Below are 24,331 nucleotides of genomic sequence, written 5' to 3'. Positions count from 1 at the left end.
CCACCGTCGGCGGCGCGGCGGGCAACGGGGCGGCCGCGATCGCGGCGATGACCGCGCCGGTGTCCGCCCCGCTGGCCGGTGTGCCCGCTCAGTCCTCCCCGGCCGCGCCGCCGGCCACCGACAGGGACAGCGCGAACCGGCCCGCCGCGTCCGTCCACCACTGGGTCAACTCAAGGCCCGCCGCAGCCAGTTCCTGGCGGACGCCTTCCTGACGGAACTTCGCTGAGATCTCCGTCAGGATCTCCTCACCCGCGGCGAACGGCACCACCAGGTCGAGCGCCCTGATCTTCACCAGGACCGCGGAGCGGGCCCGCAGGCGCATCTCGATCCACTCCTGCTCCCGGTTCCACACCGCCAGGTGGTCGAAGTCGGCGGTGCGGAAGTCCGCGCCCAACTCCCGGTTGATCACGGCCAGCACGTTCTTGTCGAACTCCGCCGTCACCCCCCGCTCGTCGTCGTACGCCGCCACCAGCACGGCCTCGTCCTTCACCAGGTCGGTGCCCATCAGCAGGGCGTCCCCCGGAGCCAGCATCGCCCGTACGGAGGCCAGGAACACCGCCCGCTCCGGCGGCAGCAGGTTCCCGATCGTGCCGCCCAGGAAGACCACCAGCCGGGGCCCGGGGGAGTCCGGCAGGTGCAGCGCGCGGGTGAAGTCGGCGAGCAGCGCGTGCACCCGCAGCCCCGGGTGCTCCGCCAGCAGCACCTGGGCCGCCCCGGTCAGGGCGCTCTCGCTCACGTCGACGGGCACATAGGTGTCCAGTGCGGGCATCGCCTCGATCAGGTGCCGGGTCTTCTCCGAGGATCCGGAGCCCAGCTCGACCAGGGTGCGGGCACCGCTCACGGAGGCGATCTCCTGTGCCCGCTCCAGCAGGATCTCCCGCTCGGCGCGCGTCGGGTAGTACTCGGGCAGCCGGGTGATCTCCTCGAACAGCTCGCTGCCCCGCGCGTCGTAGAACCACTTGGGCGGCAGCACCTTGGGGGTCTGCGTCAGCCCGTGGAGCACGTCCGCGCGCAGCGCGGTCTCCGCCGCGTGCTCGTCGAGGGTCCGGGTCAGCTGGAAGTCACTCACGGGCACTCCTTCCCGCTCGGAGGGTTCTCCTTGAGCGGAGTCAGTCGGATCCGGCTACGGGTGGCGGTCAGCAAGGTCCGGTCCGGCACTTCGCACCAGCGCGGATCGTCGTCGTACGGCTCGGACGCCACCACGGTGCGCCCGGTGCCGGTTCCGGTGCCGGTGGCGTCGGTGCCTGCGGCGGTGGCGGTGGCGTCGGTCAGGTACCAGAGGGAATCGCCCCACGCCGTCGCGGCGATGGTGACCCCGTCGGTCAGCAGCAGGTTCAGCCGGGAGCCAGGGGCGGCCGTCGACAGCTCCCGCACCGGCTCGGCCAGCGCCGTGCCGAGGTCGTCCCCGGCCCGCAGCCGGGCCAGGACGAGGGCCCAGACGAAGGCCGAGTCCGTACGCGCGGCCAGTCGGAGCAGGGCCTCGGGCGGCAGCCCGGCCGCGAGCGGGCCTGCCGCGTCCGGCCAGTCGCGCACCACGCCGTTGTGGCTGAACAGCCACGGCCCGTCCGCGAAGGGCGCGGCGGCCGCCTCCCCGTCGGCCCCGGCCCGCGTGGCGTCCCGTACAGCGGCCAGCACGGCACCGCTGCGCACCACGCGGGCGAGGTCCGCGAAGGTCAGGTCGCCCCAGACGGGGCCGGCCCGCCGGTAGCGCGCGGGCACCGGATCGCCCTCCGCGTACCAGCCGACGCCGAAGCCGTCGGCGTTGATCGTGCCGCTGCGCTGGCGGCGCGGCTGCCACGCCTGGTGGACGAGCGAGTGCTCCGGCTCGCTGAGGAGCCTCCCCAGGGTCACCGGTGGTCCCACATAGGCCAGATGACGGCACATCAGACGTCCCTCGCCGTGCGGAAGCCGGAGAAGATCTGCCGCCGCACCGGAAGGTCCCAGTTGCGGAAGGTGCCCCTGCAGGCCACCGCGTCCACCGCGAAGGAACCGCCGCGCAGTACCTTGTGCGCCGGGCCGAAGAACACCTCCGAGTACTCGCGGTAGGGAAAGGCCCGGAACCCCGGGTACGGCAGGAAGTCGGACGAGGTCCACTCCCACACGTCCCCGATCAACTGGCGGACGCCGAGCGCGGACGCACCGGCCGGGCAGCTGCCCGCCGGGGCCGGGCGCAGGTGCCGCTGCCCCAGGTTGGCGTGCGCGGGAGTGGGGTCCGCGTCGCCCCAGGGGAAACGGGTCGAGCGACCGGTCACCGGATCGTGCCGGGCGGCCTTCTCCCACTCGGCCTCGGTGGGCAGCCGGCGCCCCGCCCACCTCGCGTACGCGTCCGCCTCGTACCAGCTGACGTGCAGCACCGGCTCACCGCCCGGCACCTGCTCCGTCACCCCGAAGCGCCGGCGCATCCACTGCCCGCCCTCCTGGCGCCAGAACATCGGCGCGCCGATACCGTGTTCACGGATCTGCGCCCAGCCGTCCGGGGCCCACCAGCGGGGTTCGCGGTAGCCGCCGTCGGCGATGAACTCCTCGTACGCGGCATTGGTCACCGGCAAGGTGTCGATCCAGAACGGCGCGACCTCCCGGACGTGCGCGGGCCGTTCGTTGTCGAGCGACCACGGCTCGGTGGACGTTCCCATGGTGAACGGGCCGCCGGGTACGAGTACTTCGGGCTCGGTCGGCGGGTCGTACGGCGCGTCCGGTTCCGGGGCGGTGAGCACGGGAGCGCCCGACCGCAGCTGATGGGTGATCAGCATGGTCTCGTCGTGCTGCTGCTCGTGCTGGGCGATCATCCCGAAGACGTACCCGGCGTCGAGGAGCGCGGTGCCCTCCAGCGGGGTGCGGTCCAGCAGGTCGAGGACCCGGCCGCGCACCTCGGCGGCGTACCGGCGGGCTTCGTCGGGCCCGAGCAGGGGGAGCTTCGGGCGCTCGGCGCGGGGGTGCTCGAACGCGTCGTAGATCGGGTCGAGCTCCGGACGCATGGCCTCGCGGCCGCCCACCTGCCGCAGCAGCCAGAGCTCTTCCATGTTTCCGATGTGCGCCAGGTCCCAGACCAGCGGGGACATCAGCGGGGAGTGCTGCGCGGTCAGGTCGGGGTCGGTCACGGCGTCCGTGAGTGCCGCCGTGCGGGCGCGGGCCGCGATGAGGGCGGCCGCCGCCCGCTCCCGCGCGCCGGGTCGGGATCCGGTGGTCACGCGGGGCCTCCCTTCCCGGTCAGGCGCCGGTCGGGCGGGTCATCGGCGGGACAGCGCCCGCGCAGGGCGTAGCGCTCGGCGAAGGCGCCGACCGTGTCCTGGACGTGCGTACTCGCGCCCAGCCGGGGCAGGGCCGCGGTCGCCGCGCGGAAGCAGGCCGCGGCGGCGGAGCGGAGCTCCGGATCGGCCAGGCCGTGCTGGGCGGCGGACCGCCACAGGGGGTTGCGGGGAGCGGGTTCGGATCCGTAGCCGTCGGCGAGGGCCTTCGTCACCCGGTACGCGGTCTCGGTCGCCTCCGGATCGTCGAACAGCGCGTGCACGACGGCCACCGGGACCAGCCAGCCGTCGTCGCCGGGCTGGGCGTCGATCATCCGCAGCTCCAGGTGGCCGCGCGGCCGGACGGGGGGGAACAAGGTGGTGAGGTGGTAGTCCAGGTCGTCCGCGGTGGGCGGCCGCAGCCGGGTCGGGCCGCTCCCGCCGGACCGGCCGCTCCGCCCGCCCGCGCGCAGCCAGTCCCGGAAGGTCATCGCGTCGGGGACGGGCCAGGGCTCGGCCCCGGACGACCGCACGCACATCACCTCGGTGTCCAGAGCCTGCCGGACCCAGCCGGTCCGCGGCTCGGCGTCCAGCGGCGGGGCGAGCGAGCGCCGCCTGTCGATGTCGGCCCAGTTGCCCTGGCGTGCGCAGCGCCAGCCGTCGTACGGGGCCTGCCAGCCGGGGGAGTTGGCGAAGGCGGCCACCAGGACGGCGCCCAGCAGGTGCGCCAGTCGCCAGCGCCGGCCGTGGCCCAGCGCGCCGGGCTCCTCGTACCCGGCGTCGACGCAGACCTGTACGGAGGCGGAGGCGCGCATCATGGCGCGCCCGGAGGGGCCGGACCGGTCGAAGTAGGCCTCCATCGCGTCGTAGCGGGGGCTGGTCAGGAGCCGCCGGTGCGGGCGGCGCGGATCCTGCCCGAGGCCGCGCAGCACCATGCCCTCGGTGAGGAGGGCGGTCCGTACGGCGGCCAGGTCGGCCTGGAGGCTGTCCACGCAGCCGGTGAGGGAGGCGGCGGGGGCCGAGCTGAGTTCCAGCTGGCCGCCGGGTTCGACGGTCACCTGGGAGTCGAGGGTCAGGGCCCGGGCGGCGGCGTGCGCGGCGCGCAGCCGCTCGGGCGGCAGGGGGTGCGCCGGCCGTTCGGCGTCGAGGACGAGCCATTCGAGTTCGGCACCGAGGAGGCGGGGCGGGCCCGTCTTGAAGCAGATTCCCCGGAGCAGGTCCTCGGCCTGGACCTCCGTGATGGCGGAGGACGGCGAGGGGGTCGGAGAGGGCGGGGAGGGCGGGGGTGTGGCCTGTGGGGCGGGTGAGTGAGCGGGCGAGTCCTGTGGCATGACCGGGTCCTCATCTCCTGTCGTCGGCCGTGACATCACCCGTGCCTACCCGTCCTGCGAGTACAAATTCCTTTGCAGCCACGGGGTGGGGGTGCCGAAAATGAAGGTGTGAGCAGCAGATTGCGCGAGATCGCGCGGGACAACGCGCGGATCCTGGCGGCCGGGGGCTACCGGACGCGGTCGGGACGGCAGGTCTCGCTCGCCGCCGCCCTGGCGGAGGCCAAGGCAGGAACCAGGATATATGGACCGAATCGGATCATTCCAGGTGAGGGGTGCGTCGGGGGAGAGGCGGACGCCGCGGGGGGCCCCGGGAGCCTGGGGGCCCCTGGCGGAGGGGGTACGGCTTTCGAGGTGACGGGCGAGAGCAGCACGGTGGCGGCCCGCCGCCTCGCGGAGCGGGTGCCCGGTGGACCGGGCGGTTCGGCCGCCGGGGCGGCGGGACCGGGCAGTTCGGCCGATGGGGCGGCGGGGGCCCGGGTGGCGGTGTTGAACTTCGCCTCGGCACGCAATCCCGGCGGCGGATACCTCCGGGGCGCCAAGGCCCAGGAGGAAGCGCTGTGCCGCGCCTCGGCCCTGTACGAGACGCTGCTGGAGGCGCCGGAGTACTACGAGGTGCACCGCGCGGAGCTCAGCACCTTCTACACCGACCGGGTGATTCACTCGCCCGGCGTGCCCGTCTTCCGCGACGACCGGGGGGAGCTGCTGGAGACCCCGTTCCTCGCCGGCTTCCTCACCTCGCCGGCTCCGAACGCGGGCACGATCCGCCGCCAGGAACCGGAACGCGTCGCCGAGATCCCCGCCGCGCTAGCCCGCCGGGCCGAACGGGTACTGGAGGTCGCCGCGCTCCACGGCTACCGGCACCTGGTACTGGGGGCGTGGGGGTGCGGGGTGTTCCGCAACGAGCCCGCGCAGGTGGCGGAGGCCTTCCGGGAGCTGCTGGCGGGCCGCTTCGCAGGCACGTTCGACCATGTCGTGTTCGCCGTCCTGGACCGCGATCCGGCCCCGAGGGAGGCCTTCGCCCGAGCCTTCTTGAGCTGAGGAAGTCGCCATCGGCGACGGGGCCGGGCGCGGGGCTCCGGGGCCTCGTGGGGCCCGGCACTCCGCGGGGCCGCTACTGCCAGCCGTAGCGCTCGCGCAACCGCTCCACGACGCGACCGAAGCGGACGCGGTCCAGCGCGCAGGCCTCACGCCGCATTCCCGACTCGTGCACCCGCAGCACCCGGTCCACGTCCACCCAGGACTCCCGGCCCGAGCCGTCCCACGGGCCCGTGCCGATCGCCACCCACTCCCGGTCGTGGTCGTGCCGCTTGCTGGACAGCTGTACGGCGAGCAGGGTGCGCCCGCCGGCCTCCCGGGCCACGACCAGGACCGGCCGGTCCTTTCCGCGTCCGTCGTTCTCCTCGTACGGGACCCAGGTCCAGACGATCTCCCCCGGGTCCGGATCGCCGTCCGGGTCGGGCGCGTACTCGGTCCGCACCGGTCCGATGGCGCGCGGGTCCGCCTCGGTGGTGGCGGTGGCGCCGTCCCGACCGGGCTGCTGGGCGGGGCCGTTCCTGTGCTGCGAAAGTGCCGTCATCCCGCGGAGATTACTGGTTCCGGGCAGCCCCTGTCGCACGCCCGGACCAGCGGGTTCCCGCACCGGGGGACGGACGCCGCCCGCGCGCGCTCCGGGCGAGCACGGCTACGACGCGGCCTCCCGGGCAACCCACCGCCCCCCGCCACGGCCCCCCGGGCCCGGGGCCCCGGTCACGTCGGGCGGTGGGCCGGCCAGGCCTCCGCCGCCTCAAGCTGCGCGGCCAGGCTCAGCAGCAGGGGCTCGGAGTCGGCCGGTCCCAGCAGTTGGGCGCCGAGCGGCAGACCGGAGGCCGTGAAGCCGGCGGGGACGTTCACCCCCGGCCAGCCCAGTACGTTCCAGGTCCAGGCGTACGGGCAAGCGGCGATCATCGCCCGGTCGGTGGCCATCGCGCCCAGCCCGGCCAGCGCCCCGATCCGCAGCGGGGGCGTGGCCGTCGTGGGCGTCAGCACCACGTCGAACCGGCCGAAGACCTCGCCGACCCGCCGTCCCAGCAGCGCCTCCGCCCGGCGGGACACCCGTAGCGGCAGTCCGCCGAGCAGTCGGCCCGTGCGCACGGCCTCGTGCGTGCGGGGGTCCAGCAGCGAGGTGTCCGGCAGCCGCGCCACCAGGTCCCGTACGCCCGCGGTCGCGCGGGGGACGAAGGTCAGGCCGATCGGCCCGTACCGGGGATCCTCCGGCACCACCTCGTGGCCGAGCGCCTCCAACCGGCCGGCGAGCCGCTCCACGGCGGAACGCACCTCGCCGTGCAGCGACTTGGGCGTAGCCGTGAACGGCATCGCGAAGGACAGCGCGATCCGCAACCGTCGGGGCTCCCGGCCCACCGCCCCGACCGCCGAGATACGGGCCGGGCGGTGCCGGTCCTCGGGGTGGGGCCCGCTCGCGGCGTCCAGCAGGAGCGCGGCGTCGGCCACCGTCCGGGCCAGGACGCCGTTGACCGTCAGGCCGTGGAAGGCCTCGGGCTCCGGCCAGGTCGATATCCGTCCGCGCTGCGGCTTCACGCCGACCAGATGCGTCCAGGCGGCGGGGATGCGTACCGAGCCCGCACCGTCGGATCCGAGCGCCGCCGGAATCAGCCCCGCCGCCACGGCGGCGGCCGAGCCGCCCGAGGAACCACCGGGCGAGTAGTCCGTGTTCCACGGATTGCGGGTGGCGCCGAAGGCCCGCCCCTCGGTGAAGGGCCACTGGCCGAGCTCCGGAGTGTGCGTCTTGCCGACGACGACGGCACCGGCCGCGCGGAGCCTGCGCACGGCCTCACTGTCGGCGGTCCTGCGGGGGAACTCCCCGGCGCAGCCGAAGGCGGTGGCCTCCCCGGCCACGTCCATGTCGTCCTTGACGGCGAGCGGCACGCCGAGCAGCGGAAGCCGCTCACCGGAGGCCAGCCGCCGGTCGGCCGCCTCCGCCTCGGCGAGCGCGGCCTCGACCCGTACGGTCCTGAACGCGTTGAGCCGCGGCTGCGCGGCCGCGATCCGGTCCAGGGCCTCTTCGGTCAGCCGGCGCGCGGTGACCGTGCCGTCTGCCAGCGCCGCGACCATGTCCACCAGCCCGGCGGGCGAGCAGGAGGTCGAGACGGGAGGGAGCGAGGAGTCCGGCATCGTGACCACATCTCCTTACCGGTCGGTAGGTAGACCGTACGGGGAGTGGGGCACGGCTGGCCAGAGACTCCGGGCCGGATCATCGACCATGTCCGTCCGCTGTGGACGAACTTGCGCCAACTCCTGCCCAACTCGCCTGCACCTGTGGTTATTTGAGGCATGACACAGCGACAGGATCCGCCCGGTGCCTATCTGTCCGCGCTCTCAGACCGGCTGGCCGCGGACGGGTGCTCCACGGCGTGGACGGAGTGGGAGGGGACGCCGGTCCTGGTCGGTCGGCGCTCCGACATGAGGGCGATGTGGTTCGGGACCCGCGTGCACCTCTTCACGGTCGCCGCGGAACTGCCCGAGGCCGGCGCCCGGGAGCTGGCCGACTTCACCGGCTGGGCGATGTCCTACGCCAAGCGGAACAAGGGCGGGCTGCCCGTGGGCTACGGGAGCGTGATCTCGGTGTTCCGGGTCCTGGCCGCCGCCACGGTGCACCCCGACGGCAAGGCCTGGGCGCGAGCGGACGCGCGTCTCCTCGAACTGTCCGTGGCGGCGCGTCCCGTGGTCGTCGACACGCGCTCCGGCGAGGCGTCCCTCTACCGGGGGAAGCCGATGCACGGCCGCATGTTCGTCAAGCACATCCTGGCGAAGGCGGACGCGTACTTCGGATAGGCCCCCGGGCCGGGCGACGAGGGCGAACAAGGCGAACACGGCGAACGAGGGCAACCGGGCGAACACGGTGCGACGGGGCGGCCCGACCCGCGGCCCGGCGCCGGCACCCGATTTCAGGCCATGCACCGGCCCCCCGGGTCCGACCGGTCTGTAAAGATGCCACGGCGATGTCACAGTCACCGAAGCCGCCCAAGCCGCCGAAGCCGCCTCCCGGGCCGGCCCACGGGTCCCCCGCGCCGCCGCCCCCCGTGCCGACCAGCGCCGATGTGGCCCGCCGCGCCGGAGTCTCGCGCGCGACGGTCTCGTACGTCCTGAACAACGCGGAAGCGGTACGCATCAGCGAGCCGACCCGGCGCAAGGTGCGCGAGGCCGCCGAGGAACTGGGCTACGTCCCGCACGCCGCCGCCCGCAGCCTGCGCGCCGGCCACACCAGGATCGTGCTGCTCCCCACCTCCCACGTGCCGGTCGGACCCCTGTACAGCGCCTTCCTCGCCGAGCTCCAGTGGGCGCTGCGCCGCCTCGACTACACAGTGGTCCAGTACGGGAGCCTTGGCCTCACCGGGGACGAGGCCGCGCGCGCGTGGGCCGAACTGCGGCCGGTGGCGGTGATCTCCTCGGGCGAGGTCGCGCTCTCCCCGCACAACGTCGCCACACTCAAGCGGGCCGGGGCCCGAGCGGTGATCACGACCGGGCCGGACAGCGTGCCGGGGGCGCACGCGCTGGTCATGGACCAGGAGGAGGTCGGGGCACGGGCCGCGGCCCACCTGGTCGAGCGGGGCCGGCGGCGCATCGGCGTCATCGTTCCGGAGGAGAGCGGGCTGGGCCTGTTCTCCGCGCCCCGGCTGGCCGGGGCGCGGTCCGCCGCGGCCGCCGTGGCGGGCGCGGACGTACGGGCCCTGCCGATGTCCTACTCCGAGGAGTCGGCCTCGGCGCTCGCCGCGCGCTGGCGGGGGCTCGGCCTGGACGCCGCCTTCGCGTACAACGACGAGTACGCGATGCTGCTGATGCGCGCCCTCCAGGACGAGGGACTGCGCGTCCCGCGGGACGTGGCCGTCATCGGCGCGGACGACCTCCTCCTCGGCCGGCTGCTGCGACCCCGGCTGAGCACGGTACGGATCGCGTTGCCGACCGGCGATCACCTGGCGGACCTCGTGGACCGCGCGGTACGGGACCCGGCGGCGCCCACGCAGCGGTACGACCTGATGGCGGCAGCGGTCGTCCCCCGCGACTCGACCTGAGGCTCCGGACCGCGCCCCCGGGCGGTCCCCGGCCGCGCCCCCGGGGCAGCCGCGCCCGGCGGCGGCCGTGCGGCGGTCGCGCCAGGGGGCCGTTGACAGGCGGTGACGCGCGGACGGAGACTGCGGGCGCGCCCCACCGGGCGTGCCCGGTGGTCCGTCCCGGTGCCGACACCGGCGCCGGCGCGTCCCCCGCCCGTACGGATCCGCCCAGGAGAGCCCCCATGAGCATCCGCACCGTCCGCGACGTGTACGTCGTCGACGCCGTCCGCACCCCGATCGGCAAGTTCGGCGGCGCCCTCGCCGGGACCCGGCCGGACGACCTGGCCGCGCACGTGGTGCGCGCGCTGGTGGACCGTACGCCCGACCTGGACCCCGCCCTGATCGACGACGTGGTCTTCGGCGACGCCAACGGCGCGGGGGAGGACAACCGGGACGTGGCCCGGATGGCGGTGCTGCTGGCGGGGCTGCCCGTGAGCGTCCCCGGAGTCACCGTGAACCGGCTCTGCGGATCCGGTCTCGAAGCCGTCGTCCAGGCCGCCCGGGCCATCGCCCTCGGCGACGCCTCGGTCGCCATCGCCGGCGGCGTGGAGTCGATGTCCCGCGCCCCCTGGGTGCTGCAGAAGCCCGAGCGTGCCTTCCCGGCCGGCCACCAGCAGATGTGGTCCACCACGCTGGGATGGCGGATGACCAATCCGCGGATGCCCGCGGAGTGGACCGGTTCGCTCGGCGAGGGCGCCGAGCTCGTCGCCGACAAGCACGGCATCACCCGCGAGGCGCAGGACGCCTTCGCGCTGGAGAGCCACCGCAAGGCGGCCGCGGCCTGGGCCGCCGGGCAGTACGACGCCGAGGTCGTCCCGTACCTGGGCGTGGACCTGGTCCGGGACGAGAGCATCCGGGAGGGTTCCACCCCGGAGGCCCTGGCGCGGTTGAAGCCCGCGTTCCGCACGGACGGCAGCGGCACGGTGACGGCCGGCAACGCCTCCCCGCTGAACGACGGCGCGGCAGCCCTGCTGCTGACCGACGAGGCCGGGCTCGCGGCCACCGGCCGGGAACCGCTCGCGCGGATCAGCGCGTCCGCCGTCACCGGCATCGAGCCGCAGCTCTTCGGCCTGGGCCCGGTGGAGGCCGTCGAGCGGGCGCTCGCCAAGGCGGGCCGCCGGTTCGGCGACCTCGCCGCCTTCGAGCTCAACGAGGCGTTCGCGGCGCAGGCGTTGGGCTGCCTGGCGGCGTGGCCGGAGCTCGATCCGGCCGTGGTCAACCCGCGCGGCGGTGCCATCGCGATCGGACATCCGCTCGGCGCCTCGGGGGCGCGGCTGGCCGGCTCGGTCGCGCACCAGCTGGCGGCGGCCGGCTCGGGCACCGGCATGGCGGCCCTGTGCATCGGCGTCGGCCAGGGCATCGCCCTCGTCCTGGAACGCTGACCCCGCCGCGACCGCGAGAGCCCCCACCGGCCGACCCCGGCGGCGATCATTTCCGGTCACCGGGGCAGGGCAACTGCCCTGTAACTGAACAGAACTGGCGCCTGCGGTCTGGCACGATGGCGCGTGCTGCCGCCCCCCGCCCCGTACATCCCCACCCGGAGGCCCCGCGCCATGCCGCTCCTCGATCCGACGCTCTGGCAGGACGGACCCACGCTCACGGGCGGCGCCGCCCCCGTCGTCGAACCCGCCACCGGCCGCACCCTCGCCACCCTCGACCTGGCCGCCCCAGGCGACGTCGCGGACGCCGCCGTACGGGCCAGGGCGGCGCAGCCGGACTGGGCGCGTGCCACCTACCTGGAGCGGGCGGCCGTGCTGCGCCGCGCCGGCGACCTCTTCACCGCCCACGCCGACGAACTCCGCGACTGGCTGGTCCGGGAGTCGGGCTCCATACCCGGCAAGGCGGCCTTCGAGCTGCACGTGGCCGCCCAGGAGTGCTACGAGGCCGCCGCCCTGGCCTCCCGTCCCACCGGGCAGGTACTGCCGAGCGAGGCCCCCCGGCTGTCCTTCACTCGACGGGTGCCGGCCGGGGTGGTCGGGGTGGTCGCCCCCTTCAACGCCCCGCTGATCCTCGCGATCCGCTCGGTCGCGCCGGCGCTGGCCCTCGGCAACGCCGTGCTGCTCAAGCCCGACCCGCGGACCGCGGTCAGCGGCGGACTCGCCCTCGCCGCCGTCCTCGCCGCCGCCGGGTTGCCAGGCGGGCTGCTCCACGTACTGCCGGGCGGCGCCGGGACGGGCGCGGCGGTGGTGGCCGACCCCCGCGTACGGGTGGTGTCCTTCACGGGATCCACCGCCGCCGGCCGCCGGGTGGCCGAACTGGCGGGACGTCACCTGACGCGCGCGCACCTGGAACTGGGCGGCAACTCGGCGCTCGTCGTGCTCCGGGACGCCGACGTCGAGGCGGCCGTCGCCCAGGCCTCCTGGGGATCGTTCTTCCACCAGGGCCAGATCTGCATGACCGCCGGCCGGCACCTCGTGCACACCTCCCTGTACGACGAGTACGTCGAGCGGCTCGCGGCGCGCGCCGAGGCCCTGGCGGTGGGGGACCCGTACCGCGCGCAGGTCCACCTCGGCCCGCTGATCGACGCCGCCCAGCGGGACCGCGTCCACGCCCTGGTGGAGGCCAGTACCGGGCAGGGCGCCAAACTCGTCGCGGGCGGTACGTACGAGGAGCTGTTCTACCGGCCGACCGTCCTGGCGGGCGCCGCCGACGACACCCCCGCCTACGGGGAAGAGGTCTTCGGCCCGGTCGCCCCCGTACGGTCCTTCGCGACGGAGGAGGAGGCCGTGGAACTGGCCTCGGCGGGACCGTACGGCCTCTCGCTCGGCATCGTGACGCGCGACGCGGCGCGCGGACTCGACCTGGCCGACCGCATCCCGACCGGGATCGCGCACATCAACGACCAGACCGTGAACGACGAGGCCGTGGCCCCGTTCGGCGGCACGGGCGCCTCCGGTACGGGTGCCCGCTTCGGCGGCGAGGCGAACCTCGACGCCTTCACGGAACTGCGCTGGACCACGACCCGCGCCACGCCCGCGGCTCACCCGTTCTAGTGCCGACCCGCCGGGGCGGAATGTCCGGGACAGGCCGTTCGTTCAGGAGACAGACGACTCAAACAGGAGGTCCGGACCCGTGGCTACAGTCGAACTCACCAAGGACAACTTCGACCGGACGGTCAGCGAGAACGCGTTCGTGCTGATCGACTTCTGGGCGGGCTGGTGCCGGCCGTGCCACCAGTTCTCCCCGGTCTACGAGAAGGTCTCCGAGGTCAACCCGGACCTGGTCTTCGCCAAGGTGGACACCGAGATGCAGCAGGAGCTGGCGAGCGCGTTCCAGATCTCCTCCATCCCGACCCTGATGATCGTCCGGGACCAGGTCGCCATCTTCTCCCAGCCGGGCGCGCTGCCCGAGGCCGCGCTGACGGACCTGATCGAGCAGGCCCGGGCGCTGGACATGGACGAGGTCCGGGCGAAGATCGCCGCCGAGCAGCAGGGCGAGCGGGAGCAGGGCGAGCAGCAGTAGCCCGGCTCCCCGCCCGCCAGGGCCGGCCGCCCCCCGCCCGGCCCTGGCGCCGACGCGGGCGGCGGCCCGGCACGCCGGGTCACCGGCGTACCCGACGAGTTCCCCGGCCGGCGGTGACACTGATCCGTATGACTGAAGCCGTGGAATACGACGTGGTGGTGCTCGGCGGGGGCCCGGCCGGTGAGAACATCGCCGACCGGACCCGCGCCGCCGGGCTGCGCACCGCCCTGGTGGAGAGCGAGCTCATCGGTGGGGAGTGCTCGTACTGGGCCTGCGTACCGAGCAAGGCCCTGCTGCGCCCCGTCCTGGCCCGGGCCGACGCGCGACGCGTGCCTGGGCTGGCGGCGGCCGCCCAGGGCCCGCTCGACACGGCCGCGGTGCTCGCTCACCGCGACTACTGGACGGGCGACTGGAAGGACGGCGGCCAGGTCGACTGGCTCGACTCGATCGGCGCCGACGTGTACCGCGGGCACGGGCGGATCTACGGGGTCCGGAAGGTCTCCGTCACCAGCCCCGAGGGCGAGCATCACGTGCTGACCGCCCGGCACGCCGTGGTCGTCGCCACCGGCACCCGCGCGGTGGTCCCCGACCTGCCGGGCATCGCGGGCGCCCGCCCCTGGACGAGCCGGGAGGCGACGTCCGCGCAGCAGGCTCCCGGGCGGCTGCTCATCGTGGGCGGCTCGGTGGTGGCCGCCGAGATGGCCACCGCCTGGCAGGGCCTCGGGTCACAGGTCACCGTGCTCGTACGGGGCGGGCGGCTGCTGCCGCGCATGGAGCCGTTCGCCGGGGAGCTGGTCGCGGAGGCGCTGCGCGAGGCCGGCGCGGTGGTCCGCACCGGGGTGGCCGTCGAGGCGGTCGTCCGGGACGGTTCGACGGGCCCGGTCACGGTGGTGCTGGAGGGCGGCGAGACCCTGGAGGGCGACGAACTCCTGATGGCGACGGGCCGCGCACCGCGCACCGAGGACATCGGGCTGGACACCGTCGGACTGACGCCGGGCACCTGGATCGAGGTCGACGACAGCTGCCGGGTGCCCGGGCACGAGTGGCTCTACGCCGTCGGCGACGTCAACCACCGCGCGCTCCTCACCCATCAGGGCAAGTACCAGGCCCGGATCGCCGGAGCCGCCATCGCCGCCCGGGCCGCCGGCGCGTCCGAGCCGGACACCGGCGCGTGGGGCGCCCACGCGGCGACCGCCGATACCCGGGCGCTGACCCAGGCCGTCTTCACCGACCCGGAGGCGGCGGCCGTGGGCCCCACCCTGGCGGAGGCCGAACGGGCGGGCCACCGGGTGCGCGCGGTCGATTACGACCTGGGCGGGGTATCGGGCGCCGGCCTGTACGCCGACGGCTACCGGGGCCGCGCCCGACTGGTCGTCGACCTGGACCGCGAGGTCGTACTCGGCGCCACCTTCGTCGGCCCGGGCGCGGCGGAGCTGCTCCACGCGGCCACGATCGCGATCGTCGGCGAGGTGCCGATCGACCGGCTCTGGCACGCGGTCCCCGCGTTCCCCACCATCAGCGAGATCTGGCTGCGACTGCTGGAGACCTACCGGGGTTAGGCCCCGGGCAGCCGAAACCCCGGCCTGGGCGCGGTCCAGGCGCCCAGCCGTCGCCGCAGCGGCGTTCGTCCTCACCGGGGGCGGCTGGGCGCTGGTCCGCCGCACGCGCGGTCGGGTCTGAGGCGCGGAACTCCCCGTCACCGTCGCGTAGTGGCGGGGGAGCGGAGTGAACGGAGGGAAGAGGAGGGGACGCTGTTGAATGGGTCGCACGCGTCGTCCGACCGTTGCCGCCCGACCGGCGCACTCGGAGACGGCCGGAGACCGGAGACCGGACGAAGGAGTCACCACCGTGATCGTTGTCGCCCACCTCAGCGATGTCCACCTCGACGGAGGCGCCCGGGCCGCCGACCGCACCCGCTCCGTCATGGCGTACCTGGACTCACTGCCGTACGACCTCGACGCCGTACTCGTGAGCGGAGACATAGCCGACCACGGGACCCCCGCGGAGTACGAGGAGGCCCGCGAGCTGCTGCGCTCGCGCCACCCGCTGGTCGTCTGCCCCGGCAACCACGACGAGCGCCTCGCCTTCCGGGGGGGCCTCCTCGCGGAGGAGACCGCCTCCGCAGGTCCGGTCGATCAGGTGTTGCGCGGGGAGGGGTTCGTGCTCGCGGTGTGCGACTCGTCCGTCCCCGGCATGGACCACGGCTTCCTGGAGGAGTCCACCCTGGCCTGGCTGGACGGGGTACTGGCCGGAACACCGGCGGACACCCCGGTCCTGCTGGCCTTCCACCACCCGCCGCAACCACTGCACACGCCGTACGTCGACGAGATCCGGATGACGGGCGAGGAGCGGCTGGCGGTCCTCGCCGAACGGCATCCGCACCTCACCGCGTTCCTGTGCGGGCACGCCCACACGGCGGCCGTGACCACCTTCGCGGGCCGGCCGCTGCTGGTGGCGCCCGGCGTGGTCTCCACGCTGCGGCTCCCGTGGGAGGCCCGCTCGGGCCCCGACGAGCACGTCCACCTCGACGAACCGCCCGCCGTCGCCTTCCATGTGCTCGGCGACGACGGGCGGTTGACGACCCACTACCGGGTGGTCGTGGACCGCCGGTAGCTGCGGCCGTCGCGGGTCCGCGTCAGCAGACCCGCGGTGATCAGGTAGCGCCGCAGCGCCGAGCAGTCCTCGTGCACGGTGCGCAGCGCGTCGTTCACCTCGGGCTCCGTGTACTCCCGGTCCACCGCGAAGAAGGTCTCGGTGAGGTGGACGAGCAACTGCTCGCGCCGGGCGGCTCTGCGCGGGATCGCGGTGAGCCGGCCGCCGGAGAAGAGGTCGGAGACATCCCGGCGGCGCGCGGGGGTCGGAGCGGGGTGCGGAAGGTGATCGGTGCTGTGTGGCATGCGGGCGAGCCTGTCGCACCCCGCGTCGCCGGGCAACGCAATTACGCGCGGCCCCGGCCCCCAGCCCCCATCCCAGCCCTCACCCCCGCCCCCGAGCCGTGACTCGGGCCCCGGCCCCGGTCCCGAGCCCTGACCCCGGCCCCGGCCCGGGTCAGGGGCCGACGGTGATCTGCTGCGCCGGGTTGGTGGTGTCGGTGACCTTGTACACGGCGTTGAAGATGGACGCGGTCGCACTCGTCGGGCAGCCGAAGCCGCCGGTGACGGTGACCGGAACCGACGCGTTGGTGAAGGTCAGGCTCGGCGGGGCCCCGTTCACCCAGGTGCCGCCGACGTTCGCCGGGGCGGTCGGCGCGGCCGTCACCGTGCAGTTGGCCAGACCCGTGGTCTGTACGACGAGCCCGCCGACCGGCACCTTCATCGTGGCGGTGATCGGGGAGCCGTTCTGCATCGACACCTGCCAGGCGCCGCTGGTGGTGACCGTGGGCGTGACACCCGGCAGGCTGGCGGTGCAGGAGCTGTACGTGGGCGGCGAGATCGGCGACGAGACCGGACCGGCCGGGTTGGTGTTGCCGGGGGCGGCCGGCACCGTGCCGGTGGCGACGGAGACCGAGCAGGTCACCGTCACCGCGCCGGCCTTGAGGGTCGCCCGCCCGCTGAGGGTGGCCTTGAACGCGTGCCCGGCCGGGGTGACCGTCGTCGACCCGGCCGCGGGTAAGGGCGCGGCGGTCGCGGTGACCGAGGCCAGCGTCAGGGCGCCGGCGGCGGCCATTGCCAGGGCGAGCGCGCTGCGTGTACGGCTCATGACTGTGCTCCTTGGGGATCGTGGTGCGGGGTGGGAGTGGGGGTGTGCGTGGAGGTGCGCGTGGGGTCGGGGGGAGTGGACGCCTTCCCGGCGGGCTCCGCGTCCCTGGCGGGGGCCGCGGTGCCTCCGCCCGTAGCGCCGCCGTCCGGCTGCGGGCCTGCGGCCCGCTGGGCGGCGAACGGCTGCCAGGCGAACATGAGGCCGCCGCCGAGGATGCCGAGCAGGGTGCCGATCAGGAAGCCGCCGAGGTTCGACAGGACCAGGGCGGAGGTCGCGATCAGGGTGGTCAGGACGCCGGCCAGACCGCGCTGGGCCGGCGAGAACCAGGCCGTGAGGCCCAGCACGATCATGACGATCCCCATCAGGACGGACGGGATGCCCGCCACTCCCTGCTGGAGCATGACCTTCATCGGGGCCAGTGGCAGCACGCAGATCTCGGCTCCGGCGAGGACGGCGAAGAGCCCGCCCCAGAACGGCCTGCTCCGCCGCCAGCGGCGGAAGCGTGCGCGTAACCCGGTGGTGGACCCGCGAGCTGACCTGGACCCGGACCCGTCCCCGGCGGTGGAGCCGGGAGCGGCGGCGCCCGGACGGTCCGTTCGCGGGGCGGCGGCGCGTTTCAGAAGCATTCCTTCTTGCCCTTGCTGACGTTCATGCTGAGCCCGGAGAGTTTGAAGGTGCCGGCGTTGGTCGCCCAGGCCGTCTGCTGGAGATTGCTGATGCTGACGGTGTCCGCCTGCTGGGCGAAGAGGTCCTGCATGCCCTGCGCCTCGGCGGGCCCCTTGTCGAGGGTGGAGGCGTCGCGGCCGATCTCGATATTGGTGAAGACGGCGTCACCCGAGAGCTGGGTAGCGTCGACAAAGAGGTTGCTGGCCTCGACCGGGGTCTTCTGGCCGGCGGTCAGATTGAGCGAGATGTCGCCGATCATCGGGAGTGTGGTGACCACCGACTGGCAGAGGCTGTTGAGCTTGGCCTCCCGGATGGCGGTGACCGCGACCGGTATGAGCTCCTGACGGGCGTTGACGTCGACGCTGCCGTACTGGGCGAAGCCCTCGCCCTCAAGGCTCTTCGCCGACACCTTGAACTGCTGCCCCGACACGGCGAAGGAGGCGGCGAGCACGCCCTGCGCGAGGGCTACGCCGAGACCGGCGGTGACGGCGACGGCGGGGAGGGTCAGGACCGCGAACCGGCGCCAGCGCACGCGGCCCGCGGCTCCGGACGACCCCGGCCCCGCCGGGCCGGATGACCCGGATGTCCCGGACAACTCGGAAGACTCGGATAACTTCGGGGAATCTGCCATGAGATCATCCCTTATTCGGTTGTGCACCGTTGTTACCGACGAGTTGAATGTAAGAGTGCCAATGGCGGTTGGCAAGGTTGTGCGACTGCACCTTTCCGGCCGACTCCTACTGCTCCGTACGCAGCAGTTCGGCGACCTCCGCGTCCATCCTCCGGGCCATCGCCCGGGCGAACTCCGTGGCCATGACCTCACCGGCCACCGGCCGCAGGGCCGACACCGCCTCTGTGATGTGCTGAATCTGCGTGGCCGAAAGACGATCCAGCCCCTCCGCACCGATCACATGCCGCCGGAACAGTCCGACGAACCGGTCGGCCAGCGCCGCCGCCTGCTTCTGCACGAAGTCCCCCGCGTCCAGGATCTCCGCGAGCGGCACCCCCTGGCGCACCAGTGTCAGCGTCGCGTCCAGCAGCCGCCGGCTCGGGTGCGTCACCAGATCGCCGTCGACGGTCACATAGCCCAGCTCCGCGGCCCGTTGGGTGTCCGCGGCGGTCGCCGTCGGGCCGAACAGCTCCCGCAGCTCGGCCCGGGTCATCGTGACCGCTTCCTCCCGGACCCAGTCCCGGGTCATCTCCCGTTCCAGGCCCAGGAGTCGGGACAGTCCGCCGCCGTCCTCCCACGCGTTCAGCAGCTCGGCGATGCCGTTGACCGTGTAACCGCGCCCCAGTAGATCGCTGATCAGCCGCAGCCGGGTGAGGTGGTCCTCGGAGTACCAGGCGATCCGGCCCTCCCGGCGCGGCGGCGGCAGCAGCCCGCGCTCCTGGTAGTAGCGCAGGTTGCGCACCTTGACGCCGGCCGCCCGAGCCACGTCCTCCCGACGGTAGCGCCGTGCCTCAACACTGTCGTCCCGCTGCTCCACCTGGCTGCTCACGCGGCAGAGTGTAGGACGTACTGGCTGGTCACATGGGCTGTGTACGCTCATGGCGCTTGACGGCCCGCAGGACCACGAACTTCGGCTCGCTCGCGGCGACTTCACTGTTGCCGAAGAGGCGGCGCAGATGCGTGTGGTAGCCCATGTGGCGGTTCGCCACCACCCACAGCTCCCCGCCCGGGCGGAGCGCCTTGCGCGACTGCGCGAACATGCGCAGCGCCGTCGCGTCCGTCGTCGCCTGGTGCGAGTGGAAGGGCGGGTTGCACAGCACCAGGTCCACCGAGCCGGGCGCCAGCATGGCGACGCCGTCCCCGACGTGGAACTCCGCCGGTGTGCGGGCGGCGCGGACGTTCGCCTCGTACGTGGCCCGCGCCGAGGCGACGGCCTGGTACGACTCGTCCGTGAAGACGACCTCGGCGTCCGGGTCGGCGACCGCGACCGCCGTCCCGACGACGCCGTTGCCGCAGCCCAGGTCCACGACCCGGGCCCCGGCCGTGTTCGTGGGGATGTTCTGGAGGAAGAAGCGGGTGCCGACGTCGAGCCGGTCCGCGCAGAAGATCCCCGCGTGGTTGACGACGGTCAGCCCGGCTCCCGAGCCCCCGTCCTCGTCCACCGTGTACGTCAGCGGCCACGGCCCGGGAGCCGTGGGCCGGGTCGCCCCGGGAGTGCCGGGCGTACAGAAGATCAGCCGGGCCTTCTTCTCGGCGAGGGAGGTCTTCGTCGGGCCGAGGACCTTCTCGAAGAGGCGCAGCGTGGAGGTGTGGATCTCCTTGACCATGCCCGTGCCGACGACGACGGTTCCCGCGTGCACGTGCGGGGCGATCCGGTGCAGCTGGTCCTCCAGCAGCGCCAGGCTCTTGGGTACGCGCACCAGGAGGACGTCGATCCGCTCGGGCGGCGGGTCCTGCGTGGTCAGCAGCGTCACCGTCGACTTGGACGTGCCGATCCCGGCCCGGTCCAGGTTGGCCGCGGTGGCCGAGCGGGTGAGGGAGGAGTCGGTGATCTGCGTCGGGTGGTAGGCGGCGAGTGCCGTCGTCAGCGCCCCCCAGCGGTCCCCGAGCACCGTGATCCGGCCGGCGGAGGCGAGGTCCACCGGCCCCCGCTCCCCGGTACCGGAGTCGAGGTGGCGCAGCAGGTACTCGTCGGCGGCGTCCCAGGCGCGGAGCCGGTCGCGCGGGTCCTCGGGGAAGCGGGTGAGCTCGTAGGAGCCGAAAGGCGTGGTCAAACGGTTCATTGTGGCCCCAGGCTAACCGAGGCGACGCCCCGATCCCGCATGGGCGGGGCCGGACCGGGGCGTACCGCCTCCCGCGCGCCCCCGTACGCGCCGCCGCCGCGGGCCCGCGGGGCCGGGCGTACCCGGCGCCCCGGGGGCGCACGGCGGCCCTGAACAGGCACGCGGCAGCGGGGCGGGCGGGGCGGACGGGGCGGCGGCAGTCGGCACGTGGGCGGGTAAGGGAACGGTGGTGGGCGGGCGGGCGGGCGGCCGGGCGGCCGGTCCGCGTTCTGGCCGCCCGGGGTCCTGATCGCGGCCGGCCGGACCCCTACTCCGGGAAGTCCCCCGCCATCGCCGCGGCCATCCGCAGGTGCGGGCGCGCTTCGGCGGCCCGCCCCAGCCGCTCCAGGGTGCGGCCCAGCATCAGCCGGGCGTAGTCCTCCACCGGCCAGCGCTCCAGAATCGCGCGGAGCTCCTGCTCGGCGCGCGTGAGCTGGGCCGAGTGGTAGTAGGCGCGGGCCAGCAGCAGCCGCGGCGCCAACTGCTCCGGGGCCTCGCCCGCCAGCGCGCCGAGGATGCGGGCGGCCGTCGCGTACTCCTTCGCCTCGAAGAAGAGCTGGGCCCGCGCCCAGCGCTCGGCTGCCGTCCCCTGCTCGTAGTACGTCTCCGGCGCGTCCATCGCGCTCCTTCCGCCGTCCACCGTCCACGGTTCACCTGGTGTTTCCGCCCCCTCCAACACACTCCTGCCCCAGGACATTCCACTCCACAGGACCCCCGCCCCCCGGCTAGGTTGTCGGTATGAGCAATCTCGATCGCCAGCCCGCTCTCTCCGCCTGCGGCGGCCGCGGCTTCGTCGTGGCTGAGCCCGTGCGCGAGCTCCTCAGCCCGCGCACGGTCAAGCTCGGTGAATCCACCGAGGTCCGCCGTCTCCTGCCGAACCTGGGGCGCCGCATGGTGGGTGCCTGGTGCTTCGTGGACCACTACGGCCCTGACGACATCGCCGCCGAGCCCGGCATGCAGGTCGCCCCGCACCCCCACTCGGGCCTGCAGACCGTGAGCTGGCTCCACGAAGGGGAGGTCCTGCACCGCGACAGCGAGGGCAGCCTCGCCACCATCCGCCCGCGCGAGCTGGGCCTGATGACCTCCGGCCGTGGCATCAGCCACTCGGAGGAGAGCCCGCGCCCGCACACCCGCTTCCTGCACGGCGCCCAGCTGTGGGTGGCGCTGCCGGACGCCCACCGCGACGTGGCCCCGCACTTCCAGCACCACGCCGAGCTCCCCCAGGTGACCGCCCCGGGCCTGACCGCGACCGTCATCCTCGGCTCCCTGGACACGGCGACCTCGCCCGGTACGGCGTACAGCCCGATCGTCGGCGCGGACCTGGCCCTCGCCGCCGGCACCGAGACGAGGCTCCCGCTCGACCCGGACTTCGAGTACGCGGTCCTCTCGATGTCGGGCGAAGCCCACGTGGACGGCGTCCCGGTCCTCCCGGGCTCCATGCTCTACCTCGGCTGCGGCCGCACCGAACTCCCCCTGCGCGCGACATCGGACGCGGCCCTGATGCTCCTGGGCGGCGAACCGTTCGAGGAGGAGATCGTCATGTTCTGGAACTGGATCGGCCGCACCAACGAGGAGATCGTCCAGTTCCGCGAGGACTGGACCAACGGCACCCGCTACGGCGAGGTAAAGGGCTACGACGGCCCCCCGATTCCGGCCCCGGAACTGCCCCCCACTCGCCTGAAGCCCAGGGGACGGGTGCGTTGACCTGTCGCTTCCGTCCTCTTGGCCTCGGAGACGAGGGTGACGGACGCGGTACAGCAGCTACCGGTGCGGGTGGTGGAGTCTCATGTGTCGCGGCCTGTAATCAACTTTGGTCGGACAGATGCTGACCGGGGTGGCGAGTTTGCCCGCGTCGGGGCCTTCCCCAGCTCTCTTTAGCGGAAATTGCTCAACAAGAGCCCAGCGTGAGTCGGCGCCACTATCGTCCAGATCTCCGTGCGCGCACCGCCTGCCGCCGCAGCAGCACTCCACCGCGCTGCCGCTGCCCCAGGATCGCCCAGTCGTCGGGCGGTGCGGCTGAAGCGACTTCGGAGGCTGCCTGCCCATGCGCCCAGTACCGTCCCCCTCCCGGACTTCGCTGACCGTACTGGCGCTGCTCGCCGCCGTATTCGCCCTGCTCATCGGAGGGGCGGGCTCGGCTTTCGCGCACGCGAGCCTCGCCGGCTCGGATCCCGCCGACAACAGCGTCCTGGAGGAGGCACCGCGCCAGGTCACGCTCACCTTCACTGAGTCCGTGACCTTGTCCGAGGATGCGGTGCGCGTGCTGTCGCCGGAGAATCAGCGGGTCAATCCCGCTCCGGCGCAGCACGCGGACGGCAAGGGTGGCACGGCGCGGGTGCAGTTGTCCGACGGACTCACCGAGGGCACCTACACGGTGGCCTGGCGGGTCGTCTCCGCTGACGGCCATCCCATCTCGGGTGCGTTCGTCTTCTCCATCGGCAAGCCTTCCGATACTGCTGCCGTGGTGCCGGACGGGTCGTTGGACGACTCGACAGTCGGCCGCCTGTATAAATTCTTGCGCTACGTCGCCTACAGCGGGCTCGCGCTCCTCGTCGGCGCTGCCGCGTTCGTCGCCGTGTGCTGGCCCGCTGCTGGTGCGCTGCGTCGGATGCGCAGGCTGCTGGCCGTGGGGTGGATCGTGCTGGCGGCGTCCACCGTCGTGCTCTTGCTGCTGCGCGGCCCGTACGAGACGGCCGGGCGCCTGACGGCCGTCTTCGACCTGTCGCAGCTGGGCCGAACCGCCGTCGGGCGGCCCGGGCTTGCGCTGATCGTCCGGCTGGTGCTCTTGGCGGCAGCCGCTGTGCTGCTCAAGTGGTGTGCTGTACGGATCGGGAATCAGGGCGCCGGAGACGAGCGGCGAGGCCTTGGAATGCGTGTCCGCTGGACCGGGGTGGTGCTCACCGTGGCTTTGGCGGTCACCTGGGCTGCCGCCGAGCACGCCTCCGCCGGCATCCAGGTGCCGCTCGCCATACCCGTCACCGTGCTGCACCTGCTGGCCATGGGGGTCTGGCTGGGCGGGCTGATCACCCTGGTGACCGTCCTTCGGAATTCGGGGTCCGGCGGCGGTATGGTGCCGGCGTCCGTCGTCGGCCGCTTCTCCACGATGGCCTTCGCCGCCGTTGCCGTGCTCGTCGGCACGGGGGTCTACCAGTCCTGGCGGCAGGTCGGCTCCTGGGGTGCGCTGACCACCACGTCGTACGGAAGGACCCTCGTCGTGAAGGTCGCCGTGGTGGTGCTCGTCCTATGGGTGGCGTCACTCTCGCGCCGCTGGACCGCCCGTCTCCTGGACGAGGCAGCTCCGGCCGTTGAGAGGCACACGGTGCCTGAGCCCGAGCGGGAGAAGGCGATCGTTGGCGCACCGGCAGCCCCGGCGGCGACCGACCTGGCGTGCGCGCCCGATGCGGGCAATGCGGGCGAGGTGCCCGGTGACGCCCGGCTGCCGTTAGCCGAAGTCGACGTACATCGGCGCCGACTGCGCCGGACGGTCGCCGTCGAGGCGGCGCTCGGCGTCGTGGTCCTGGTCATCACGACTTTGCTCACCGGGACCCAGCCCAGCCGTGCCGAGGGTGAGACCGCGGCGGCGGTGGCAGCGGCGGCGCAGGAGCCGCAGGCCAAGGTGGCCACAGTGCCGTTCGACATGGGGAAGGCCGGTCACCAGGGCAATGTGCAGGTCACCCTGGCACCGGGACGCGTCGGGGAGAACACGGTCGAGGTGGTGGTGTTCAGCGCGGACGGCGGGCTCGCCAGCGTTCCCGAACTCCGCTTGACCCTCACCCAGGAGGCTCTGGGCATCGGGCCGATCGACGCCAAACTCCTGAATCAGAAGGGGTTCTGGGCCGTCTACGACCTGCAGCTGCCCATGCCCGGCGAGTGGACCTTGAACATCACGGTGCGTACGAGCGAGATCGACCAGGTCACCGTGCGCGGGAGCGTCCACATCACGCCGTTGCCGAGGCGACCGGCGGAGTAGTCCACCGGCCGCCCGACCGCTCGGTTCAGGACTGCCGGCCGCGGCGCGCCCACAAGAAGGCACCCGCGCCGCCGAGTACGACGACGGCGACGGCTGCGACCA

The 24,331-nt window shown here is 73.8% G+C and carries 23 protein-coding genes; 10 read left to right on the top strand and 13 right to left on the bottom strand.

Going from position 1 to position 24,331, the window contains the following annotated elements:
- Positions 1 to 88 precede the first annotated feature (88 nt).
- The 4 genes from egtD to egtA are packed head-to-tail and all read right to left on the bottom strand — an operon-like array spanning position 89 to position 4,555.
- Positions 89 to 1,069: an L-histidine N(alpha)-methyltransferase gene (egtD, locus tag ACFWUQ_RS04100; RefSeq protein WP_384532428.1), complete on the bottom strand. Its 981-nt coding sequence runs from the start codon at positions 1,067 to 1,069 to the stop codon at positions 89 to 91.
- Positions 1,066 to 1,884, bottom strand: coding sequence for an ergothioneine biosynthesis protein EgtC (gene egtC / locus ACFWUQ_RS04095; protein WP_384532425.1), 819 nt, complete (start codon positions 1,882 to 1,884; stop codon positions 1,066 to 1,068). The genes egtD and egtC overlap by 4 nt, the downstream gene beginning before the upstream one ends.
- Entirely contained in the window at positions 1,884 to 3,188 is a 1,305-nt protein-coding gene (gene egtB / locus ACFWUQ_RS04090) for an ergothioneine biosynthesis protein EgtB (protein WP_384532422.1), read from the bottom strand. The genes egtC and egtB overlap by 1 nt, the downstream gene beginning before the upstream one ends.
- The gene (gene egtA / locus ACFWUQ_RS04085; RefSeq protein WP_384532419.1) at positions 3,185 to 4,555 is read right to left on the bottom strand and encodes an ergothioneine biosynthesis glutamate--cysteine ligase EgtA; all 1,371 of its coding nucleotides are present in this window, start codon (positions 4,553 to 4,555) and stop codon (positions 3,185 to 3,187) included. The genes egtB and egtA overlap by 4 nt, the downstream gene beginning before the upstream one ends.
- Positions 4,556 to 4,663: 108 nt before the next feature.
- Here egtA and ACFWUQ_RS04080 point away from each other — a divergent pair, with 108 nt between their 5' ends.
- The gene (locus ACFWUQ_RS04080) at positions 4,664 to 5,593 is read left to right on the top strand and encodes a TIGR02452 family protein (RefSeq protein ID WP_384532416.1); all 930 of its coding nucleotides are present in this window, start codon (positions 4,664 to 4,666) and stop codon (positions 5,591 to 5,593) included.
- A 73-nt stretch (positions 5,594 to 5,666) separates the two neighbouring features.
- On the opposite strand, the gene ACFWUQ_RS04075 is transcribed toward ACFWUQ_RS04080, so the two are convergent.
- Both ACFWUQ_RS04075 and ACFWUQ_RS04070 read right to left on the bottom strand, forming a co-directional pair.
- Positions 5,667 to 6,131 (bottom strand): type II toxin-antitoxin system PemK/MazF family toxin, encoded by a 465-nt coding sequence (locus ACFWUQ_RS04075; protein ID WP_384532413.1) that lies wholly within the window; start codon positions 6,129 to 6,131, stop codon positions 5,667 to 5,669.
- Positions 6,132 to 6,301: 170 nt separating this feature from the next.
- On the bottom strand, positions 6,302 to 7,723 hold the full coding sequence (locus ACFWUQ_RS04070; protein ID WP_384532410.1) for an amidase: 1,422 nt from the start codon (positions 7,721 to 7,723) through the stop codon (positions 6,302 to 6,304).
- Between the two features lie 159 nt (positions 7,724 to 7,882).
- Here ACFWUQ_RS04070 and ACFWUQ_RS04065 point away from each other — a divergent pair, with 159 nt between their 5' ends.
- The 7 genes from ACFWUQ_RS04065 to ACFWUQ_RS04035 all read left to right on the top strand — a co-directional run bounded on the left by ACFWUQ_RS04065 (position 7,883) and on the right by ACFWUQ_RS04035 (position 15,735).
- On the top strand, positions 7,883 to 8,383 hold the full coding sequence (locus tag ACFWUQ_RS04065) for a levansucrase (RefSeq protein ID WP_384532407.1): 501 nt from the start codon (positions 7,883 to 7,885) through the stop codon (positions 8,381 to 8,383).
- 167 nt (positions 8,384 to 8,550) lie between these two features.
- Positions 8,551 to 9,621 carry a LacI family DNA-binding transcriptional regulator gene (locus ACFWUQ_RS04060; protein WP_384532404.1) on the top strand — a complete coding sequence of 357 codons (1,071 nt, stop codon included), beginning with the start codon at positions 8,551 to 8,553 and terminating at the stop codon, positions 9,619 to 9,621.
- A 221-nt stretch (positions 9,622 to 9,842) separates the two neighbouring features.
- Complete coding sequence (locus tag ACFWUQ_RS04055; protein WP_384532401.1) at positions 9,843 to 11,042, top strand: thiolase family protein; 1,200 nt, start codon at positions 9,843 to 9,845, stop codon at positions 11,040 to 11,042.
- Positions 11,043 to 11,213: 171 nt separating this feature from the next.
- On the top strand, positions 11,214 to 12,653 hold the full coding sequence (locus tag ACFWUQ_RS04050; protein ID WP_384532398.1) for an aldehyde dehydrogenase family protein: 1,440 nt from the start codon (positions 11,214 to 11,216) through the stop codon (positions 12,651 to 12,653).
- A 79-nt stretch (positions 12,654 to 12,732) separates the two neighbouring features.
- Positions 12,733 to 13,122 (top strand): thioredoxin family protein, encoded by a 390-nt coding sequence (locus ACFWUQ_RS04045; protein ID WP_384532395.1) that lies wholly within the window; start codon positions 12,733 to 12,735, stop codon positions 13,120 to 13,122.
- A gap of 128 nt (positions 13,123 to 13,250) precedes the next feature.
- Entirely contained in the window at positions 13,251 to 14,681 is a 1,431-nt protein-coding gene (locus ACFWUQ_RS04040; RefSeq protein ID WP_384532392.1) for a dihydrolipoyl dehydrogenase family protein, read from the top strand.
- A gap of 289 nt (positions 14,682 to 14,970) precedes the next feature.
- Entirely contained in the window at positions 14,971 to 15,735 is a 765-nt protein-coding gene (locus ACFWUQ_RS04035; RefSeq protein WP_384532389.1) for a metallophosphoesterase, read from the top strand.
- Here the strand turns inward: ACFWUQ_RS04035 and ACFWUQ_RS04030 are convergent.
- From ACFWUQ_RS04030 to ACFWUQ_RS04000, 7 genes are all read right to left on the bottom strand, one after another.
- Complete coding sequence (locus tag ACFWUQ_RS04030) at positions 15,708 to 16,019, bottom strand: DUF2087 domain-containing protein (RefSeq protein WP_384532387.1); 312 nt, start codon at positions 16,017 to 16,019, stop codon at positions 15,708 to 15,710. The two genes, ACFWUQ_RS04035 and ACFWUQ_RS04030, sit on opposite strands and share 28 nt — an antisense overlap.
- Positions 16,020 to 16,170: 151 nt before the next feature.
- Positions 16,171 to 16,821, bottom strand: a complete 651-nt coding sequence (locus tag ACFWUQ_RS04025; protein ID WP_384532385.1) for a hypothetical protein — start codon at positions 16,819 to 16,821, stop codon at positions 16,171 to 16,173.
- Positions 16,818 to 17,447 carry a DUF6114 domain-containing protein gene (locus ACFWUQ_RS04020; protein ID WP_384532382.1) on the bottom strand — a complete coding sequence of 210 codons (630 nt, stop codon included), beginning with the start codon at positions 17,445 to 17,447 and terminating at the stop codon, positions 16,818 to 16,820. The genes ACFWUQ_RS04025 and ACFWUQ_RS04020 overlap by 4 nt, the downstream gene beginning before the upstream one ends.
- Positions 17,438 to 18,019 (bottom strand): DUF6230 family protein, encoded by a 582-nt coding sequence (locus ACFWUQ_RS04015; RefSeq protein ID WP_384532379.1) that lies wholly within the window; start codon positions 18,017 to 18,019, stop codon positions 17,438 to 17,440. The genes ACFWUQ_RS04020 and ACFWUQ_RS04015 overlap by 10 nt, the downstream gene beginning before the upstream one ends.
- Positions 18,020 to 18,224: 205 nt before the next feature.
- A complete protein-coding gene (locus ACFWUQ_RS04010) occupies positions 18,225 to 18,986 on the bottom strand; it encodes a MerR family transcriptional regulator (RefSeq protein WP_384532376.1) in 762 nt (253 codons plus the stop codon).
- Positions 18,987 to 19,014: 28 nt separating this feature from the next.
- Positions 19,015 to 20,211 (bottom strand): methyltransferase, encoded by a 1,197-nt coding sequence (locus tag ACFWUQ_RS04005; RefSeq protein ID WP_384532373.1) that lies wholly within the window; start codon positions 20,209 to 20,211, stop codon positions 19,015 to 19,017.
- Positions 20,212 to 20,527: 316 nt separating this feature from the next.
- Positions 20,528 to 20,878 carry a tetratricopeptide repeat protein gene (locus ACFWUQ_RS04000; protein ID WP_384532371.1) on the bottom strand — a complete coding sequence of 117 codons (351 nt, stop codon included), beginning with the start codon at positions 20,876 to 20,878 and terminating at the stop codon, positions 20,528 to 20,530.
- A gap of 119 nt (positions 20,879 to 20,997) precedes the next feature.
- Between ACFWUQ_RS04000 and ACFWUQ_RS03995 the strand changes: the two genes are divergently transcribed.
- Together ACFWUQ_RS03995 and ACFWUQ_RS03990 are read left to right on the top strand one after the other, a co-directional pair.
- Positions 20,998 to 21,963: a pirin family protein gene (locus ACFWUQ_RS03995; RefSeq protein WP_384532369.1), complete on the top strand. Its 966-nt coding sequence runs from the start codon at positions 20,998 to 21,000 to the stop codon at positions 21,961 to 21,963.
- A gap of 340 nt (positions 21,964 to 22,303) precedes the next feature.
- Positions 22,304 to 24,229, top strand: a complete 1,926-nt coding sequence (locus tag ACFWUQ_RS03990; protein ID WP_384532366.1) for a copper resistance CopC/CopD family protein — start codon at positions 22,304 to 22,306, stop codon at positions 24,227 to 24,229.
- The last annotated feature ends 102 nt before the right edge of the window (positions 24,230 to 24,331 follow it).

Source organism: Streptomyces sp. NPDC058662 (genome assembly GCF_042716255.1).
Taxonomy (GTDB): Bacteria; Actinomycetota; Actinomycetes; order Streptomycetales; family Streptomycetaceae; genus Streptomyces.
This window is presented reverse-complemented; position numbering and strand designations above follow the sequence as displayed.

What these genes read in the sequence shown, in the direction of transcription:
- egtC (WP_384532425.1), bottom strand. Translation starts at nt 1,884, where the DNA reads ATGTGCCGTCATCTGGCCTATGTGGGACCACCGGTGACCCTGGGGAGG.
- egtA (WP_384532419.1), bottom strand. Translation starts at nt 4,555, where the DNA reads ATGCCACAGGACTCGCCCGCTCACTCACCCGCCCCACAGGCCACACCC.
- ACFWUQ_RS04075 (WP_384532413.1), bottom strand. Translation starts at nt 6,131, where the DNA reads ATGACGGCACTTTCGCAGCACAGGAACGGCCCCGCCCAGCAGCCCGGT.
- ACFWUQ_RS04070 (WP_384532410.1), bottom strand. Translation starts at nt 7,723, where the DNA reads ATGCCGGACTCCTCGCTCCCTCCCGTCTCGACCTCCTGCTCGCCCGCC.
- ACFWUQ_RS04065 (WP_384532407.1), top strand. Translation starts at nt 7,883, where the DNA reads ATGACACAGCGACAGGATCCGCCCGGTGCCTATCTGTCCGCGCTCTCA.
- ACFWUQ_RS04060 (WP_384532404.1), top strand. Translation starts at nt 8,551, where the DNA reads ATGTCACAGTCACCGAAGCCGCCCAAGCCGCCGAAGCCGCCTCCCGGG.
- ACFWUQ_RS04055 (WP_384532401.1), top strand. Translation starts at nt 9,843, where the DNA reads ATGAGCATCCGCACCGTCCGCGACGTGTACGTCGTCGACGCCGTCCGC.
- ACFWUQ_RS04050 (WP_384532398.1), top strand. Translation starts at nt 11,214, where the DNA reads ATGCCGCTCCTCGATCCGACGCTCTGGCAGGACGGACCCACGCTCACG.
- ACFWUQ_RS04040 (WP_384532392.1), top strand. Translation starts at nt 13,251, where the DNA reads ATGACTGAAGCCGTGGAATACGACGTGGTGGTGCTCGGCGGGGGCCCG.
- ACFWUQ_RS04030 (WP_384532387.1), bottom strand. Translation starts at nt 16,019, where the DNA reads ATGCCACACAGCACCGATCACCTTCCGCACCCCGCTCCGACCCCCGCG.
- ACFWUQ_RS04025 (WP_384532385.1), bottom strand. Translation starts at nt 16,821, where the DNA reads ATGAGCCGTACACGCAGCGCGCTCGCCCTGGCAATGGCCGCCGCCGGC.
- ACFWUQ_RS04020 (WP_384532382.1), bottom strand. Translation starts at nt 17,447, where the DNA reads ATGCTTCTGAAACGCGCCGCCGCCCCGCGAACGGACCGTCCGGGCGCC.
- ACFWUQ_RS04000 (WP_384532371.1), bottom strand. Translation starts at nt 20,878, where the DNA reads ATGGACGCGCCGGAGACGTACTACGAGCAGGGGACGGCAGCCGAGCGC.
- ACFWUQ_RS03995 (WP_384532369.1), top strand. Translation starts at nt 20,998, where the DNA reads ATGAGCAATCTCGATCGCCAGCCCGCTCTCTCCGCCTGCGGCGGCCGC.
- ACFWUQ_RS03990 (WP_384532366.1), top strand. Translation starts at nt 22,304, where the DNA reads ATGCGCCCAGTACCGTCCCCCTCCCGGACTTCGCTGACCGTACTGGCG.